This window comes from Streptomyces sp. NPDC007856 (genome assembly GCF_042868225.1).
GTDB lineage: Bacteria > Actinomycetota > Actinomycetes > Streptomycetales > Streptomycetaceae > Streptomyces.
Genome location: NZ_JBIAEC010000007.1, coordinates 221956 through 237757, shown reverse-complemented (window position 1 = coordinate 237757; position 15802 = coordinate 221956). Strand labels below are relative to the sequence as shown.

15 protein-coding genes are annotated in these 15802 nt (G+C 72.3%); 9 read left to right on the top strand and 6 right to left on the bottom strand.

The window, feature by feature from the left end; all coding sequences use genetic code 11:
• Positions 1–16 precede the first annotated feature (16 nt).
• On the top strand, positions 17–481 hold the full coding sequence (locus tag ACFYOH_RS19130) for an SRPBCC family protein (protein ID WP_388626949.1): 465 nt from the start codon (positions 17–19) through the stop codon (positions 479–481).
• A 150-nt stretch (positions 482–631) separates the two neighbouring features.
• On the opposite strand, the gene ACFYOH_RS19125 is transcribed toward ACFYOH_RS19130, so the two are convergent.
• A complete protein-coding gene (locus tag ACFYOH_RS19125; protein WP_388626947.1) occupies positions 632–3040 on the bottom strand; it encodes a Tex family protein in 2409 nt (802 codons plus the stop codon).
• 111 nt (positions 3041–3151) lie between these two features.
• Positions 3152–3283, bottom strand: coding sequence for an LPFR motif small protein (locus tag ACFYOH_RS19120; RefSeq protein ID WP_388626945.1), 132 nt, complete (start codon positions 3281–3283; stop codon positions 3152–3154).
• Positions 3284–3430: 147 nt separating this feature from the next.
• On the opposite strand from ACFYOH_RS19120, the gene ACFYOH_RS19115 reads away from it, so the two are divergent.
• Both ACFYOH_RS19115 and ACFYOH_RS19110 read left to right on the top strand, forming a co-directional pair.
• Positions 3431–4414, top strand: coding sequence for a GlxA family transcriptional regulator (locus ACFYOH_RS19115; RefSeq protein WP_388626943.1), 984 nt, complete (start codon positions 3431–3433; stop codon positions 4412–4414).
• 202 nt (positions 4415–4616) lie between these two features.
• Positions 4617–5252, top strand: coding sequence for a DJ-1/PfpI family protein (locus ACFYOH_RS19110; RefSeq protein ID WP_388626942.1), 636 nt, complete (start codon positions 4617–4619; stop codon positions 5250–5252).
• Here the strand turns inward: ACFYOH_RS19110 and ACFYOH_RS19105 are convergent.
• Positions 5239–5994, bottom strand: a complete 756-nt coding sequence (locus ACFYOH_RS19105) for an enoyl-CoA hydratase/isomerase family protein (RefSeq protein ID WP_388626940.1) — start codon at positions 5992–5994, stop codon at positions 5239–5241. The two genes, ACFYOH_RS19110 and ACFYOH_RS19105, sit on opposite strands and share 14 nt — an antisense overlap.
• A gap of 130 nt (positions 5995–6124) precedes the next feature.
• On the opposite strand from ACFYOH_RS19105, the gene ACFYOH_RS19100 reads away from it, so the two are divergent.
• Both ACFYOH_RS19100 and ACFYOH_RS19095 read left to right on the top strand, forming a co-directional pair.
• Positions 6125–6694, top strand: coding sequence for an HdeD family acid-resistance protein (locus ACFYOH_RS19100; RefSeq protein ID WP_388626938.1), 570 nt, complete (start codon positions 6125–6127; stop codon positions 6692–6694).
• 205 nt (positions 6695–6899) lie between these two features.
• The gene (locus ACFYOH_RS19095) at positions 6900–7394 is read left to right on the top strand and encodes an ATP-binding protein (RefSeq protein WP_388627208.1); all 495 of its coding nucleotides are present in this window, start codon (positions 6900–6902) and stop codon (positions 7392–7394) included.
• A gap of 927 nt (positions 7395–8321) precedes the next feature.
• Here the strand turns inward: ACFYOH_RS19095 and idi are convergent.
• The 3 genes from idi to galE form a co-directional block, all read right to left on the bottom strand.
• Positions 8322–8915, bottom strand: coding sequence for an isopentenyl-diphosphate Delta-isomerase (gene idi / locus ACFYOH_RS19090; RefSeq protein WP_388626937.1), 594 nt, complete (start codon positions 8913–8915; stop codon positions 8322–8324).
• 178 nt (positions 8916–9093) lie between these two features.
• Positions 9094–10035 carry a cation diffusion facilitator family transporter gene (locus ACFYOH_RS19085; RefSeq protein WP_388626936.1) on the bottom strand — a complete coding sequence of 314 codons (942 nt, stop codon included), beginning with the start codon at positions 10033–10035 and terminating at the stop codon, positions 9094–9096.
• Between the two features lie 135 nt (positions 10036–10170).
• Positions 10171–11175, bottom strand: a complete 1005-nt coding sequence (gene galE / locus ACFYOH_RS19080; protein ID WP_388626935.1) for a UDP-glucose 4-epimerase GalE — start codon at positions 11173–11175, stop codon at positions 10171–10173.
• Between the two features lie 271 nt (positions 11176–11446).
• On the opposite strand from galE, the gene ACFYOH_RS19075 reads away from it, so the two are divergent.
• From ACFYOH_RS19075 to ACFYOH_RS19060, 4 genes are read left to right on the top strand one after another with little or no spacing between them, the layout of a single operon-like run.
• Positions 11447–13246: a DUF5941 domain-containing protein gene (locus ACFYOH_RS19075; protein ID WP_388626933.1), complete on the top strand. Its 1800-nt coding sequence runs from the start codon at positions 11447–11449 to the stop codon at positions 13244–13246.
• The gene (locus ACFYOH_RS19070) at positions 13243–13995 is read left to right on the top strand and encodes a sugar phosphate nucleotidyltransferase (RefSeq protein WP_388626931.1); all 753 of its coding nucleotides are present in this window, start codon (positions 13243–13245) and stop codon (positions 13993–13995) included. The genes ACFYOH_RS19075 and ACFYOH_RS19070 overlap by 4 nt, the downstream gene beginning before the upstream one ends.
• Positions 13983–15044, top strand: a complete 1062-nt coding sequence (locus ACFYOH_RS19065) for an iron-containing alcohol dehydrogenase family protein (RefSeq protein WP_388626930.1) — start codon at positions 13983–13985, stop codon at positions 15042–15044. The genes ACFYOH_RS19070 and ACFYOH_RS19065 overlap by 13 nt, the downstream gene beginning before the upstream one ends.
• Positions 15022–15801 carry a CDP-alcohol phosphatidyltransferase family protein gene (locus tag ACFYOH_RS19060; RefSeq protein WP_388626928.1) on the top strand — a complete coding sequence of 260 codons (780 nt, stop codon included), beginning with the start codon at positions 15022–15024 and terminating at the stop codon, positions 15799–15801. The genes ACFYOH_RS19065 and ACFYOH_RS19060 overlap by 23 nt, the downstream gene beginning before the upstream one ends.
• The last annotated feature ends 1 nt before the right edge of the window (position 15802 follow it).

Below are 15802 nucleotides of genomic sequence, written 5' to 3'. Positions count from 1 at the left end.
GGAAGGCAGGCCGGGCATGACGATCGACGAGACGGCGGAGCGGGTCATCGGGCTGCCGCCCGAGCGGGTGGCGGCGTACGCCATGGACTGGCGCCACGACCCGGAGTGGACCCAGGGCATCCGTACGGCGGAACTGACCGGACAGGCGCCCACGGGCGGCTTCGGCGTCGGCGCCGAGGTCACCCGCACCGCCCACTTCCTCGGCAGGCGTATCGACTACGTCCTGCGCGTCGCCGCGTACGACCCGCCACGGCTGCTCGACATGGTGTCCGTGGCGGGGCCCATGCCGATGCACGTCACCTACTCCTTCGACGCGCACCCGCAGGGCACCCTGGCCCGCATCCGGGTCCGGGGCGACGCCGGCCCCCTCTACCGGCTCGCCGCCCCCGTCATGGCCAGAAAGGTCCGCTCGTCCATCGGCAAGGACCTGCGGGACCTGGAGCGCCTCCTGACCGGCCGGCCGGGAGACGCCCCCGCCTGACGTCGCCCGGCGAGGGCGCGTGCGGGACGCCCTGGACGAAGGCACCCTCCGTGAGGAGGGTGCCCTTTCAGCCGGCCGTGACGGATGCGCGGGTGGGAAGACCTGTCCCCGGGGCGGAGCCTGCGGGGATGCGGCCCAAGCCCCGCAGGGTCACCGCTTCTTCGGGTCGAGCAGGCCCGCGCGGCGCAGTGCGTCGGCCATGGCGCTGTTCGCGGGCGGCGGGGCCTGGCGGCCGCCCCGGTCGCCACCCCGGTCGCCGCCACGAGCCTCGCGCCGGCCCTGGCCGCCGCCCTGCCGCTGCTGGGGCGGCCGGGCGCCGCCCCCGCGCTGCTGCCGGGCGCCGCCCTGTCCCTGCGGCGCGGCCTCGTCGTCCAGGCGCAGGGTCAGCGCGATCCGCTTGCGCGGGATGTCCACGTCGAGGACCTTCACCTTGACGATGTCACCCGGCTTGGCGACATCGCGCGGGTCCTTGACGAACGTCTTGGACATCGCCGAGACATGCACCAGGCCGTCCTGGTGGACGCCGACGTCCACGAACGCGCCGAACGCGGCCACGTTCGTCACCACGCCCTCCAGGATCATCCCGGCGGACAGGTCGGAGATCTTCTCCACGCCCTCCTTGAAAGTGGCCGTCTTGAACGCGGGACGCGGGTCGCGGCCCGGCTTCTCCAGCTCCTTCAGGATGTCCGTCACGGTCGGCAGACCGAACGTGTCGTCCACGAAGTCGGCGGGCCTCAGCGAGCGCAGCACACCGGTGTTGCCGATCAGGGAGGCGACCTCCTGGCCGGTGGTCTTCACCATGCGGCGGACCACCGGGTAGGCCTCGGGGTGCACGCTGGAGGCGTCCAGCGGGTCGTCGCCGCCCCGGATGCGCAGGAAGCCCGCGCACTGCTCGTACGCCTTCGGGCCGAGCCGCGCCACCTTCTTCAGCTCGGACCGGGACTTGAACGGGCCATTGGCGTCCCGGTGCGCCACGATGTTCTCGGCGAGACCGGAGGAGATGCCCGACACCCGCGACAGGAGCGGCACGGACGCGGTGTTGACGTCCACACCGACGCCGTTCACACAGTCCTCCACGACCGCGTCCAGCGAGCGGGACAGCTTCACCTCGGACAGGTCGTGCTGGTACTGGCCGACGCCGATCGACTTCGGGTCGATCTTCACCAGCTCGGCCAGCGGGTCCTGCAGCCGACGGGCGATGGAGACCGCGCCGCGCAGCGACACGTCCATGTCCGGCAGCTCCTGCGAGGCGTACTGCGAGGCCGAGTACACCGACGCGCCCGCCTCGGACACCATCACCTTGGTGAGCTTCAACTCCGGGTGCCTGGAGATCAGTTCGGCGGCGAGCTTGTCGGTCTCGCGGGAGGCCGTGCCGTTGCCGATCGCGACCAGCTCGACCGCGTGCTCCTCGGCGAGCCTCGCGAGCTTGGCGATCGCCTCGTCCCACTTGTTGGCCGGGACGTGCGGATAGATCACGTCCGTGGCGACGACCTTGCCGGTCGCGTCGACCACGGCGACCTTCACGCCCGTACGGAAACCGGGGTCCAGGCCCAGCGTCGAGCGGGTGCCGGCCGGGGCGGCCAGCAGCAGGTCGCGCAGGTTCGCCGCGAAGACGTTCACCGCCTCGTCCTCGGCGGCCGTCCGCAGCCGCAGCCGCAGATCGATGCCGAGGTGGACCAGGATGCGGGTGCGCCAGGCCCAGCGGACGGTGTCCGTCAGCCACTTGTCGGCGGGGCGGCCCCGGTCGGCGATCCCGAACCGGTTCGCGACGATGCCCTCGTACGACGACGGAACCGATGGGGACTCGGCCGGCTCCTCCGGCTCCAGGACGAGGTCCAGGACCTCCTCCTTCTCGCCGCGCAGCATCGCCAGGATCCGGTGCGAGGGCAGCTCGGTGAACGGCTCGGCGAAGTCGAAGTAGTCGGCGAACTTCGCGCCCGCCTCCTCCTTGCCCTCGCGCACCTTCGCGGCCAGCCGCCCGCGCACCCACATGCGCTCGCGCAGCTCGCCGATCAGGTCGGCGTCCTCCGAGAACCGCTCGGTGAGGATCGCCCGCGCGCCCTCCAGCGCGGCCTGCGGGTCGGCGACGCCCTTGTCGGCGTCCACGAACGCGGCGGCGGCCGCGAGCGGCTCCACCGTCGGGTCACCCAGCAGGCCCTCCGCCAGCGGCTCCAGGCCCGCCTCGCGCGCGATCTGCGCCTTGGTGCGGCGCTTGGGCTTGTACGGGAGGTAGATGTCCTCCAGCCGCGCCTTGGTCTCGGCGCCGCGGATGCGGGACTCCAGCTCCTCGGTCAGCTTGCCCTGCTCGCGCACCGACTCCAGGATCGCCGTACGCCGCTCCTCCAGCTCCCGCAGATACCGCAGCCGCTCCTCGATCGTGCGCAGCTGCGCATCGTCGAGCATCTCGGTCGCTTCCTTGCGGTAGCGGGCGATGAAGGGCACCGTCGAACCGCCGTCGAGCAGTTCCACCGCGGCCTTCACCTGCCGCTCCCGTACGCCGAGTTCCTCGGCGATCCTGCCTTCGATGGATCCTGCTCCGATGGATCCCGGTGTCGTCACGATCCCGTACCGCCTTCTCGACTGAGGTTGCGCGGCAATTGTGGCAGGTGACACCGACAACCGGGGATCAGGGCGGCACCTCGGCGGGCCGCCGGGCCGGCGGGCCGTATTTCAGGCCCGGCTCCCGCGCGCGGTGGACGAGGCCCCGCCGAACAGTCGGGCGAGCGCCCGGAACGGCAGCGTGACCACCGTGGCGACGGTCCCGCCGATCTGGCGCAGTACGTCTGCGAGGGCACTGAACACGCAAGTCCTCCGTTCTCACCGGATCGGGTGTTCGTCACCGGGTACCTCGGACGCCGCCCGCCCATGCCGCGGACGGCGCCGGGCATGGCAGAAAACGTGGGAAACACGTCATTGCTGCCACACTCCCGCAGGCGAAGAATCGAGGGCATGACGCAGCCAATCGAGGAAACGGCCCACCGGCGGACCCTCCTCTTCGTCGTCTTCGACGGCTTCCAGAGCCTCGACGTCACCGGGCCGCTCGAGGTGTTCGCGGGCGCCGAGAGGCACACGCCGGGCACCTACCGGGTCCGTACGGCCTCGCTGGACGGCGGCCCGGTGCGCACCTCCAGCGGCCTGACCCTCGTACCGGACGAGGCACTCACCGCCGCCGCCGACCCGCACACCCTGCTGGTGCCCGGCGGCGAGGGCACGCGCCACCCCGACCCCCGGGTGATCGACTGGCTGCGTGCCCGCGGACCGCGCGTCCCGCGCCTGGTCTCGGTGTGCACAGGCGCCATCCTGGTCGCCGCCGCCGGACTCCTCGACGGCCGCCGGGCGACGACCCACTGGGCCTACTGCGACAAGCTCGCCCGCGACCACCCGGCGGTCGCCGTGGATCCGGAGCCGATCTACGTCCGGGACGGGCACGTCGCCACCTCGGCCGGGGTGACCTCCGGCATCGACCTGGCCCTCGCCCTGGTCGAGGAGGACCTGGACCGGGACGTCGCGCTCGCCGTCGCCCGGCACCTGGTGGTGTTCCTGCGCCGGCCCGGAAACCAGGCGCAGTTCAGTGCCCAGCTCGCCGCGCAGACCGCGCAGCGCGCACCGCTGCGGGAGGTCCAGCGCTGGATCGCCGAGCATCCGGGCGGCGACCTGACGATCGACGCGCTAGCCGCCCGCGCCCGCCTTTCACCTCGCCACTTCGCCCGCGCCTTCCGCGAGGAGACCGGTATGACCCCGGGCCGCTACGTCGACCGCGTCCGCCTGGAACACGCCCGCCGCCTGCTGGAGGACACCCCCGACAACATCGAGGAGGTCGCCCGCGCCAGCGGTTACGGCACCCCCGAGGCCATGCGCCGCGCCTTCGTCAAGGCCCTCGCCACACCCCCGGCCGAATACCGCCGCCGCTTCCGCCCGGCCGTGGCCAGCTGAGCCCGGCCACCGGCACCGGCGTTCTGCGCCCGGTGACGGCCCACTGGACCGGCCATCGCCGACGGACGCCCGCATCGGCCCTGGCCCGTCGAGGCCCCCCATCGCCCCTGATACTCCGCCGCGCCCGCGCAACGGCTTCAGCACGGACGTTCGCGGCCGCTCAGCCCACCTGGGCCCCATCGACCCCACGAAGGGACACGCCATGCAGATCGCCATCGTCGTCTATGACCGGTTCACCGCCCTCGACGCCGTCGGCCCCTACGAGATCCTCTCCCGCCTCCCCGGTGCCGAGACCGTGTTCGTCGCCGAGCGCACCGGTCCCGTCCGCACCGACACCCGTGCGCTCGGGGTCGTCGCCGACCGGTCGCTGGCCGAGGTCCCGCGGCCGGACCTGGTGATCGTCCCGGGCGGCCCGGGGCAGAGCGACCTCATGGAGCACCGTCCGCTGCTGGACTGGCTGCGCGACGTCGACGCGGCCAGCACCTGGACCACCTCGGTGTGCACGGGCTCGCTGCTGCTGGCCGCCGCGGGCCTGCTGGACGGCCGGCGCGCGACCTCGCACTGGCTGGCGCTCGACCAGCTGAAGCGGTTCGGTGCCGAGCCGGCCGAGGAGCGGGTCGTGACGGACGGAAAGTACGTCACCGCGGCCGGTGTCTCCGCCGGCATCGACATGGCCCTCACCCTGGCCGGCCGCATCGCCGGCGACGAACACGCCCAGGCTCTCCAGCTCGCCACGGAGTACGACCCGCGGCCGCCCTACGCCGCCGGCTCCCCGGACAAGGCCCCCGCCCATCTCGTCGAGCGGTTGCGGGCGCGGAGCCGTTTCATCCTGACGTAGACACGCTCCATGTGAACCGCGGCTGCCGGCGCTCCAGGAACGCGGCGACCCCTTCCGCGGTGTCGGGGTTGCCGCGCGCCGTCCGCGCCCAGTGGGCGTCCCGGTCGGTACGGCCGCCCGCGAACTCCTTCGCGGCGGCCTGGGTCAGCTGCGAGCGGGAGACCAGGATCCGGGCCAACTCCGCGACCCGCTTGTCCAGTTCGCCCTCCGGCAGCACCTCGTCCACGAGCCCGGTGCCGAGCGCCCGCCCGGCGTCGATCAACTCGGCCGTGAACAACAGGTACTTGGCGGTGGCCGGGCCCACCAGCGACACCAGGCGGCGGGTCGAGGGGGCCGGATAGACGATGCCGAGCCGCGCCGGAGTCACTCCGAACAGCGCGCCCTCCTCCGCCAGCCGTAGATCGCAGGCCGCGGCGAGCTGTGCCCCGCCGCCCACGCAGTGCCCGCGCACGGCGGCCAGGGTCGGCTTGGGGAACGCGGCGAGCGCCTCCTCGGCGGCCACGGCGAGTCGCTGTGCCTCCTCGGGGGAGCCCTGGAGCGTGCTGATGTCGGCGCCCGCGCAGAAGGTTCCGCCCTCACCGGTGAGCACCAGCGCCCGTACGCCCGGGTCCCGCGCCAGCTCGTCCAGCAGCGGCGGGAGGGCCCGCCACATCGCGGCGGTCATGGCGTTGCGCTTGGCCGGGTTGCCGATGACGACGGTGGCGACAGCGCCTTCGGTGCGGTGCGACAGCTGGGGCTCCATGCGCGGATCGTATCGGGGGGTTCGATGGGCACGGACAGCGCGGGTTTGGCAGGTGCGGTGCGTTACGAAACCTGCTCAATGGGGACAAAGAGGGAGGAAGTGGTAAGCGGCGTGGACCGAGGAGGCGGCGATGGCCAGGGCCGGCACACGCGGAGACAGCGCGACGAAACTCCACCGCGGCTTCAGCCTGCTCACCGCGCTCGGTGTGCTCCTCGTGCTCGCCGGGATCGTCGGACTCGTCTACGCCGGGGTCGCCACGCTCACCTCGATGCTGTTGTTCGGCTGGCTGCTGCTGATCGGCGGGATCGTCGGTCTGGTGCACGCGATCCAGGCCCGTGGCACCAGCTTCTTCTGGCTCGGTGTCATCGTCGCCGCCCTGAACATCGCGGCCGGTGTCGTCGTCATCCGTCTGCCGCACGCCGCGGCGGCCGCGCTCACCATGTTCGCCGCGCTGCTGTTCCTCTCCGCGGGCCTCTTCCGGCTGGTCGGCGGCCTGGTCGTGCGCGGACCGCAGCTGGGCTGGACACTGCTGCTCGGCGCCTTCGACCTGCTGCTGGGGATCCTGGTCCTCGCCTCCTGGCCGAGCAGCAGCCAGTACGTCATCGGCGCCTTCCTCTCGCTCGCCCTGCTCTTCGACGGCCTCGCCCTCGTGGCCACCGGTTACGGCGGGCGGCGTGTCGTCGGGCTCGTCTCCGAGTAGGGGCAGTCCCAAACCCGTACGACCCGACTAGTTCGCGAACCGGCGTCCGGGCGACAGGAACAGTCCCACACGTGACCGTGTCATACGCACTCGGTCAGAAACCGTTCGATACCCGCTGACTTGTGTTCAGTCCTAGGGGCCTGAGCGGATCGTTACCAACACTCGACGTGTGGTGACAATCGAGCGCGAGGGTGGCGACCGGACGATGGACAACCACGGGCGCGGGGACGGCCCGCGCCCAGCGGGGGGCGCCGAGCGGCTGCCCGATCCACTGCCGTACGAAGGCGTCTGGCGGTTCACTGCCGCCGCGGTGGACGCCTCGGTCCCGCAGGCCCGGCATGCCGTACGGGACCTGCTGCTGCGCCAGGGCGTGCCGGTCTCCGACGAGCTGGTGTACGGCCTGCTGCTGATCGTCTCGGAGCTGGTCACCAACGCGGTCCGGCACGCGGCGCTGCTGTCGCCGATGCTGGCCGTGGAGGTTGCCGTCGGAGCCGAGTGGGTGCGGGTGTCCGTGGAGGACAACCATCCCTACCGTCCGACCGCCCTGGAGGCCGACCACGGCCAGACCGGTGGCCGGGGCCTGCTGCTGGTCCGCGAGGTGGCGCGGGAGGCGGGCGGGACGGTCGACGTGGAGCACACCGCGAGCGGCGGCAAGGTCATCTGGGCCGCCCTACCCCTCAAGCCCGCCACGCTGCCGTAACCCGGCTTCACCCCGCGACTGCCACCCGCAGACGACGAGGTCGCCGTGCCCCCGGGCCGGCGTGGGCGTCGAACCACAGGCCGACGGACCGCCGTGGCCCGAGGCCGGCGAGGGTGTTGACCCGCGGCCGGTGAGACTGCGTGGTCCCACAGGACTGCGGTAGCGCTGCAGGCCGGCGAGACCGCAGGCTGGTGCGCGCGACGACCTCGCAGGCGGCGAGAGCACCGTGGTCCCGAGGCCGCCAAGGGTGCTCGACCGCAGGCCGGCGAGGCTGCGTGGCCCCGCAAGCCGGTGTGCGTGGGGACCCGCAGGCCGGCGAAGCTGCCGAGCCCCCGAGGTGGGCGAGGCTGCCGAGCCGCAGGTCGGTGAGCGTGCGTGGCTCCGAGGCCGGTGAGGCTGTGTGGCTTCGCCGGTCGGCGGGGCTGTCGTGGCGCTACAGGCCGGTGAGGCCGTGAGACCGCAGGTCGGTGTGTGTCGACGTCGCGGGCAGCGGGGCTGCGTGGCTCCGAGGCCGGTGAGGCTGTGTGGCTTCGCCGGTCGGCGGGGCTGTCGTGGCGCTGCAGGCCGGTGAGGCCGTTGAGACCGCAGGTCGGTGTGTGTCGACGTCGCGGGCAGCGGGGCTGCGTGGCTCCGAGGCCGGTGAGGCTGTGTGGCTTCGCCGGTCGGCGGGGCTGTCGTGGCGCTGCAGGCCGGTGAGGCCGTTGAGACCGCAGGTCGGTGTGCGTGACGTCGCGGGCAGCGGGGCTGCGTGGCCCCGAGGCCCGCGAGGCTGTCGTGCCCCCGAGGCCGGCGGGCTACTGAGTCGCAGGCCGGTGAGGCTGCGTGGCTGGCGGGTCGGCGGAGCTGCCGTGGTCCCGGGGCGGCGCGGGTGGTGCATCGCAGGCCCGCCGGCGCTGTCGTCGTGCCGCAGGCGTTGTCGTGGGTGGGTCACCAGCCCGCGGACGGGCCCGTCAGCTCTCTGATCGCCGCGCGAGCCGCGTCCAGGACCGTCATGAACCAGGCCGAGAAGGGATCGCGGGCGTGGCGCTCGGCCAGCTCGGCCGCCGTCACGAAGACGGTCTGGGCGACCTCCTCGGCGTCCGGTGCGAGCGGTGCCTGCACCAGGCCGACGAACAGGTGGTTGTACTCCTGCTCGACCAGGCCCGAGGCGGGGTCGGGGTGGTTGTAGCGGACCGTGCCCGCCTCCGCCAGCAGCGAGGGCGACACGCCGAGCTCCTCGTACGTGCGCCGGGCCGCCGCGGCGAACGGTGCCTCGCCCGGGTACGGATGGCCGCAGCAGGTGTTGGACCACACACCGGGGGAGTGGTACTTGCCGAGCGCCCGCTGCTGGAGCAGCAGCCGGCCCTGTTCGTCGAAGAGGAACACCGAGAACGCGCGGTGCAGCTGTCCCGGCGGCTGGTGCGCGGCGAGCTTCTCCGCCGTGCCGATCGTCACACCCTTCTCGTCGACCAGTTCCAGCAAAATCGCCTCTGCGGTGCCATTCGACGCGCTGTGCGTCGCGCTGGCAGGTGTGATCGGCATACCCATCCTTCGCCTCGGTCTTCGCACCCCAAGTCTGCCGTACGAATCCGGCACTCCCGGCACTTCCCGGCACGTCGGCGCGCGGCGCGGCACCGGAAGGCGGACCCGGTAGATCATCGTGCCCGGTCCGGAGATCACGGAACCGTCCGGGACGGGTCCAGACCGCCCGTGCGTCCCGTCAGTGGCACAGCCGTGCCTCGTGCTCGGCGTGCCCGCTCGGCTCCAGCTGGAAGGTGCAGTGCGCCACGTCGAAGTGGTCGCCGAGGCAGCCCTGCAGCTCGTGCAGCAGCTTCTCGTGGCCGACGGCGCTCAGCACTTCCGAGCTGACCACCACATGCGCCGACAGCACCGGCATCCCGGAGGTGATCGTCCATGCGTGCAGGTCGTGTACGTCCTCCACGCCGTCCAGCGCCAGGATGTGCGCCCGCACCTCGGCCATGTCGACGTTCTTCGGTGCCGCCTCCAGCAGCACGTCCAACGTCTCGCGCAGCAGCTTCAGCGTCCTGGGCACGATCATCACGCCGATGACCAGCGAGGCGACCGGGTCGGCGCCCTGCCACCCGGTGGTCAGGATCACCGCCGCCGACACCAGCACCGCGAACGAGCCCAACGCGTCCGCGGCGACCTCGAGAAAGGCGCCGCGCACGTTCAGGCTCTCCTTCTGCCCGCGCATCAGCAGGGTCAGCGAGACCGAGTTCGCCAGCAGGCCGATCAGACCGAACACGATCATCAGGCCGCCACGGGTCTCCGCGGGCGTCACGAACCGCTGGATCGCCTCGTACAGGACGTATCCGCCGACCCCGAGCAGCAGCACGCAGTTGGCCAGGGCGGCGAGGATCTCGGCGCGGGCGTAGCCGAAGGTGCGGTTGGTGCTCGGCGGGCGGTTGGCGAAGTGGATCGCGAGCAGGGCCATGCCGAGACCCACCGCGTCGGTCGCCATGTGCGCCGCGTCCGCGATCAGCGCGAGCGAGTCCGCGACCAGACCGCCGACGATCTCCACCACCATGATCGTGAGCGTGATGCCCAGCGCGATCCGCAGCCGGCCCCGGTACGCGGCCGCGGCCGTCGCCGTGGGCGGCGCATGGTTGTGCGCGTGCCCGTGGTCGTGCCCTGCCCCCATGACATCCGCCCTTCCGTATCCGTCCGGCTCGGCCCAGTGAACTACGGGTGGGGGGTATGGGGCAACGCGGCACTGAACACCGTTGTCATGTGCCCTGACCTGCGGAAACGTTCCGCAGGTCAGAACGGGTGCGGCTCAGCCCCGGCGCACCCTCGGTGCATCCCCGGCTCGGCCGCCGTGATGCAGCCGCCAGCCCTGCCACGCCGAGGCGACCATCTCCTGGACCCCGCGCCGGGCCCGCCAGCCAAGCTGCTCGGTGGCCCGCTCGGCCGACGCGACCGCGCGCGGCGCGTCCCCCGGCCTGCGCGCCTCCACCACCGGCTCCCGGCGGTCCCCGGAGACCTCCCCGATGACCGTGATCAGCTCGCGCACCGAGACTCCCTCGCCCCGCCCGATGTTGAGCGTCAGATCACCGGACAGGCCCCCGTCGGCGAGCCGGCGCGCCGCGGCGAGGTGGGCCTCGGCGAGATCGGACACGTGGATGTAGTCCCGGACGCAGGTGCCGTCCGGCGTCGGGTAGTCGGCACCGAAGATCCGCGGGGCCTCGTCGCGGGTGAGCCGGTCGAAGACCATCGGCACGATGTTGAACACGCCGGTGTCCGCGAGCTCCGGCGCCGCCGCGCCCGCCACGTTGAAATAGCGCAGGCACACCGTGGAGATTCCGTGCGCCTTTCCGGCCGCCCGCACCAGCCACTCACCGGCCAGCTTGGTCTCGCCGTAGGGGTTCACCGGCGCACACGGGGTGTCCTCGGTGATCAGGTCCACGTCCGGGTTGCCGTACACCGCCGCCGACGAGGAGAACACCAGGCGGTCGATCCCCGCCCCGGCGACCGCGTCCAGCAGCGTGGCCAGACCGCCGACGTTCTCCCGGTAGTACCGGATGGGCTGCGCCACCGACTCGGCGACCTGCTTGCGCGCCGCGAGGTGGACGACGCCCGTGACGTCGTACTCGGCGAAGACCCGCTGCAGCCGGGCCCCGTCCAGCGTCGAGCCCTCGACCAGCGGGACGTCCGCGGGCAGCCGGGCGGGCACCGCCGCCGACAGATCGTCCAGGGCCACGACGCTCTCCCCGGCGCCGGCCATGGCCCGGGCCACATGCGCCCCGATGTATCCGGCTCCGCCGGTGATCAGCCACGTCATGGTCGTTCACCCTATGCCGAGGTGCCGACGCGCCGGGTGTCCCGGATGCCCGGGTCTGTGCCCATGGGTTTGTGGGGCGGGCCCCGGATCCCCGATGATGATCGCGGCAAAGGCCGGGGCAGGCCCCGTGGGCCGGGCCGTGAACGGCCGGTGAACAGGGGCTCCCGCCCATCGGATAGCCTCTGCCGACATGCCGCCCGGGTGCCGCTGACAGGGCGCCCCACCACGCAAGAGACCGGCGTTCGCGCCGGCACCCAGGGAGTGAGTTCGGTTGTCGACCGCCATCGTCACGGGTCAGCCGGTCCCGGGATCGTCCCTCGAGAACGATCTGCGGTCGCTCGGCTTCGACGTCCGGGTGGCAGCGGACGCCGCCGAGGCGGAGACCCTGCTCGCCGCGGCGCCCGCCGGCGACCGCGTGGCCCTGGTCGACGCCCGCTTCGTCGGTCACCGGCACACCCTGCGCCTCGGCCTGACCGACCCGCGCTTCGCGCTCTCCGCCATCCCCGGCGCCGTCACCGCCCAGCCGGCCGCCCGGCAGGAGCTGACCCGGGCCGTGGCCCGCGAGACCTCCGTCGGCGGAGGCACCGCGCTCGCCGTGGACCACCTCACCGACCGCGTCGTCACCGCCCTCGACGCCGACGGCTGCGAGGTGCACCGGCCGGAGCTCGGCAGCCTGGTCGCCGCCGTCCCCGCCGATCCGCAGGCCCGCAACGAGGCACGGCAGGCCGTAGCCGCCGTCGACGACGAGGCCGTACGCCTGAAGTCGGCGGTGAAGTCCCGAGACGGCTTCTTCACCACCTTCTTCATCAGCCCTTACTCGCGCTACATCGCCCGCTGGTGCGCCCGCCACGGTCTGACCCCGAACCAGGTCACCACCGCCTCGCTGCTCACCGCGCTCATCGCGGCGGGCTGCGCGGCCACGGGCACGCGCGTCGGCTTCATAGCGGCCGGCGTACTGCTGATCGCCTCCTTCGTGCTGGACTGCACCGACGGCCAGCTCGCCCGCTACGCCCTGAAGTACTCCACGCTCGGCGCCTGGCTCGACGCCACCTTCGACCGGGCCAAGGAGTACGCCTACTACGCCGGCCTCGCGCTGGGGGCGGCCCGGGGCGGCGACGACGTGTGGGCCCTCGCCCTCGGCGCGATGGTCCTGCAGACCTGCCGGCACGTGGTCGACTTCTCCTTCAACGAGGCCAACCACGACGCCGCCGCCAACACCAGCCCCACGGCCGCGCTCTCCGACAAGCTCGACAGCGTCGGCTGGACGGTGTGGATGCGGCGGATGATAGTGCTGCCGATCGGCGAGCGCTGGGCGATGATCGCGGTCCTCACCGCGGCCACCACCCCGCGGATCACCTTCTACGCGCTGCTCGTCGGCTGCGCCGTCGCCGCGACCTACACCACGGCAGGGCGCTTGCTGCGCTCCCTGACCCGCAAGGCCCGGCGCACCGACCGGGCCGCCCGGGCGCTGGCGGACCTCGCCGACTCCGGACCGCTGGCGGACGCCCTCGGGCGGGTCGCACCGCGGGGCCTGCCCGGTCTCGCCGTGCCCGCCGCGGCGTTGCTGGGCGGTGCCGCGGTGGTCGTCTGCTCCGCCCTCTCCGGGTACGGCTCGGTGCTGCCGGTGATCGGCGCCCTCGCCTACGTCCTCACCTCGGCCCTCGCCGTGGCCCGCCCCCTCAAGGGCGCCCTCGACTGGCTGGTCCCGCCCTTCTTCCGGGCCGCCGAGTACGGCACCGTGCTCGCCCTCGCCGGTAAAGCAGGGGTGAACGGTGCTCTCCCTGCGGCTTTCGGCCTGGCGGCGGCCGTCGCCTACCATCACTACGACACGGTGTACCGCATCCGCGGCAACGCCGGAGCGCCCCCGGCCTGGCTGGTGCGCGTCATCGGGGGGCACGAAGGGCGGACGCTGCTCGTCACCGTCCTGGCCGCGGTGCTCACCGCCTCGCAGTTCACGGTCGCGCTCACGGTCCTCGCCGTGGCCGTCGCCCTCGTGGTGCTCGCCGAGAGCATCCGTTTCTGGGTCTCCGCAGGGGCCCCAGCCGTACACGACGAAGGAGAACCTGCATGATCGGCCTCGTGCTGGCGGCCGGCGCCGGCCGGCGTCTGCGCCCCTATACCGACACCCTGCCCAAGGCGTTGGTGCCGGTGGGGCCCGCGGGCATAGAGGGCGAACCCACGGTCCTCGACCTGACCCTAGCCAACTTCGCCGAGGTCGGTCTGACCGAGGTCGCGATCATCGTCGGCTACCGCAAGGAGGCCGTGTACGAGCGCAAGGCGGCCCTGGAGCAGAAGTACGGCCTCAAGCTCACCCTCATCGACAACGACAAGGCCGAGGAGTGGAACAACGCCTACTCCCTGTGGTGCGGCCGTGACGCCCTCAAGGACGGCGTGATCCTCGCCAACGGCGACACCGTGCACCCGGTCTCCGTCGAGAAGACACTGCTCGCGGCTCGCGGCGAGGGCAAGCGGATCATCCTCGCGCTGGACACCGTGAAGTCCCTCGCGGACGAGGAGATGAAGGTCGTCGTCGACCCCGAGAAGGGCATGACGAAGATCACCAAGCTGATGGACCCGGCCGAGGCCACCGGCGAGTACATCGGCGTCACCCTGATCGAGGGCGACGCCGCCCCCGAGCTGGCCGACGCGCTGAAGACGGTCTGGGAGGCGGACCCGCAGCAGTTCTACGAGCACGGGTACCAGGAGCTGGTCAATCGCGGCTTCCGGATCGACGTGGCGCCGATCGGCGACGTCGAGTGGGTCGAGATCGACAACCACGACGACCTCGCCAAGGGACGGGAGATCGCGTGCCGCTACTGACCCGGCTGATTCCCTCGCCGGTCGTCGTGGACATCCGCCCGGGTGCCCTGGACGACCTGGCCGGTGTCCTCGCCGACGAGCGCATCGCGCAGTCCGGCCGGCTCGCCGTCGCCGTCAGCGGTGGCTCCGGCACCAAGCTGCGCGAGCGCATCGCCCCCTCGTTGCCCGGCGCCAGCTGGTACGAGGTCGGCGGCGGCACCCTCGACGACGCGATCCGGCTGGCCGGCGAGATGAAGTCCGGCCACTACGACGCCGTGGTCGGCCTCGGCGGCGGCAAGATCATCGACTGCGCCAAGTTCGCCGCGGCCCGTGTCGGCCTGCCCCTGGTCGCCGTGCCGACGAACCTCGCGCACGACGGCCTGTGCTCACCGGTCGCCACGCTCGACAACGACGCGGGGCGCGGCTCCTACGGAGTGCCGAACCCCATCGCGGTGGTCATCGACCTGGACGTGATCCGCGAGGCCCCGGCCCGCTTCGTCCGGGCCGGCATCGGTGACGCGATCTCCAACATCAACGCGGTCGCGGACTGGGAGCTGTCGAACCGGGTCAACGGCGAGAAGATCGACGGTCTCGCCGCGGCCATGGCCCGGCAGGCCGGCGAGGCGGTCCTCAGGCACCCCGGCGGCATCGGCGAGAACGAGTTCCTGCAGGTGCTCGCCGAGGCGCTGGTGCTCAGCGGTATCTCGATGTCGATCTCCGGTGACTCCCGCCCGTCCTCCGGCTCCTGCCACGAGATCAACCACGCCTTCGACCTGCTGTTCCCCAAGCGCGCGGCCGCCCACGGCGAACAGTGCGGGCTGGGCGCGGCCTTCGCGATGTACCTGCGCGGCGCCCATGAGGAGTCGGCGTACATGGTCGACGTGCTGCGCCGGCACGGGCTTCCGGTGCTGCCGGAGGAGATCGGCTTCAGCGTGGACGAGTTCGTCCGCGTCGTGGAATTCGCCCCGGAGACCCGTCCCGGCCGTTACACGATCCTCGAACACCTCGACCTCAAGACGAACCAGATCAAGGACACCTACGCCGACTATGTCAAGGCCATCGGTAGCTGAACTCCGTCCGGTCGTCCACCCCGCGGGGGTGAAGGACCGGCGCAGCGGTGAGCACTGGATGGGACGCCTCTACATGCGAGAGGTCTCCCTGCGCGTCGACCGCTACCTGGTGAACACCAGGGTCACGCCCAACCAGCTCACGTACCTGATGACCGTCTTCGGCGTGCTCGCGGCCCCCGCACTTCTGCTGCCGGGGATCCCGGGCGCCGTGCTCGGCGTGGTGTGCGTCCAGATGTATCTGCTGCTGGACTGCGTCGACGGCGAGATCGCCCGCTGGAAGAAGCAGTACTCGCTGAACGGCGTCTACCTGGACCGGGTAGGCGCCTATCTGACCGACGCCGCGGTGCTCACCGGCTTCGGCCTGCGCGCCGCCGACCTGTGGGGCGGCGGCCGTATCGACTGGCTGTGGGCCTTCCTCGGCACCCTGGCCGCGCTCGGTGCCATTCTCATCAAGGCCGAGACCGACCTGGTCGGCGTCGCCCGCCACCAGGCGGGCAAGCCCCCGGTCAAGGAGGCCGCGTCCGAGATGCGGTCCTCCGGCATGGCACTGGCCCGCCGTGCCGCCGCCGCGTTCAAGTTCCACCGGCTGATCCTCGGCATCGAGGCGTCCCTGCTGATCCTGGTCCTGGCGATCGTCGACCAGGTGCGCGGCGACCTGTTCTTCTCCCGGCTGGGTGTCGCGGTCCTGGCCGGCATCGCCCTGCTGCAGACCCTGCTGCACCTGGTGTCCATCCTCGCCTCCAGCAGGCTGAAGTGAG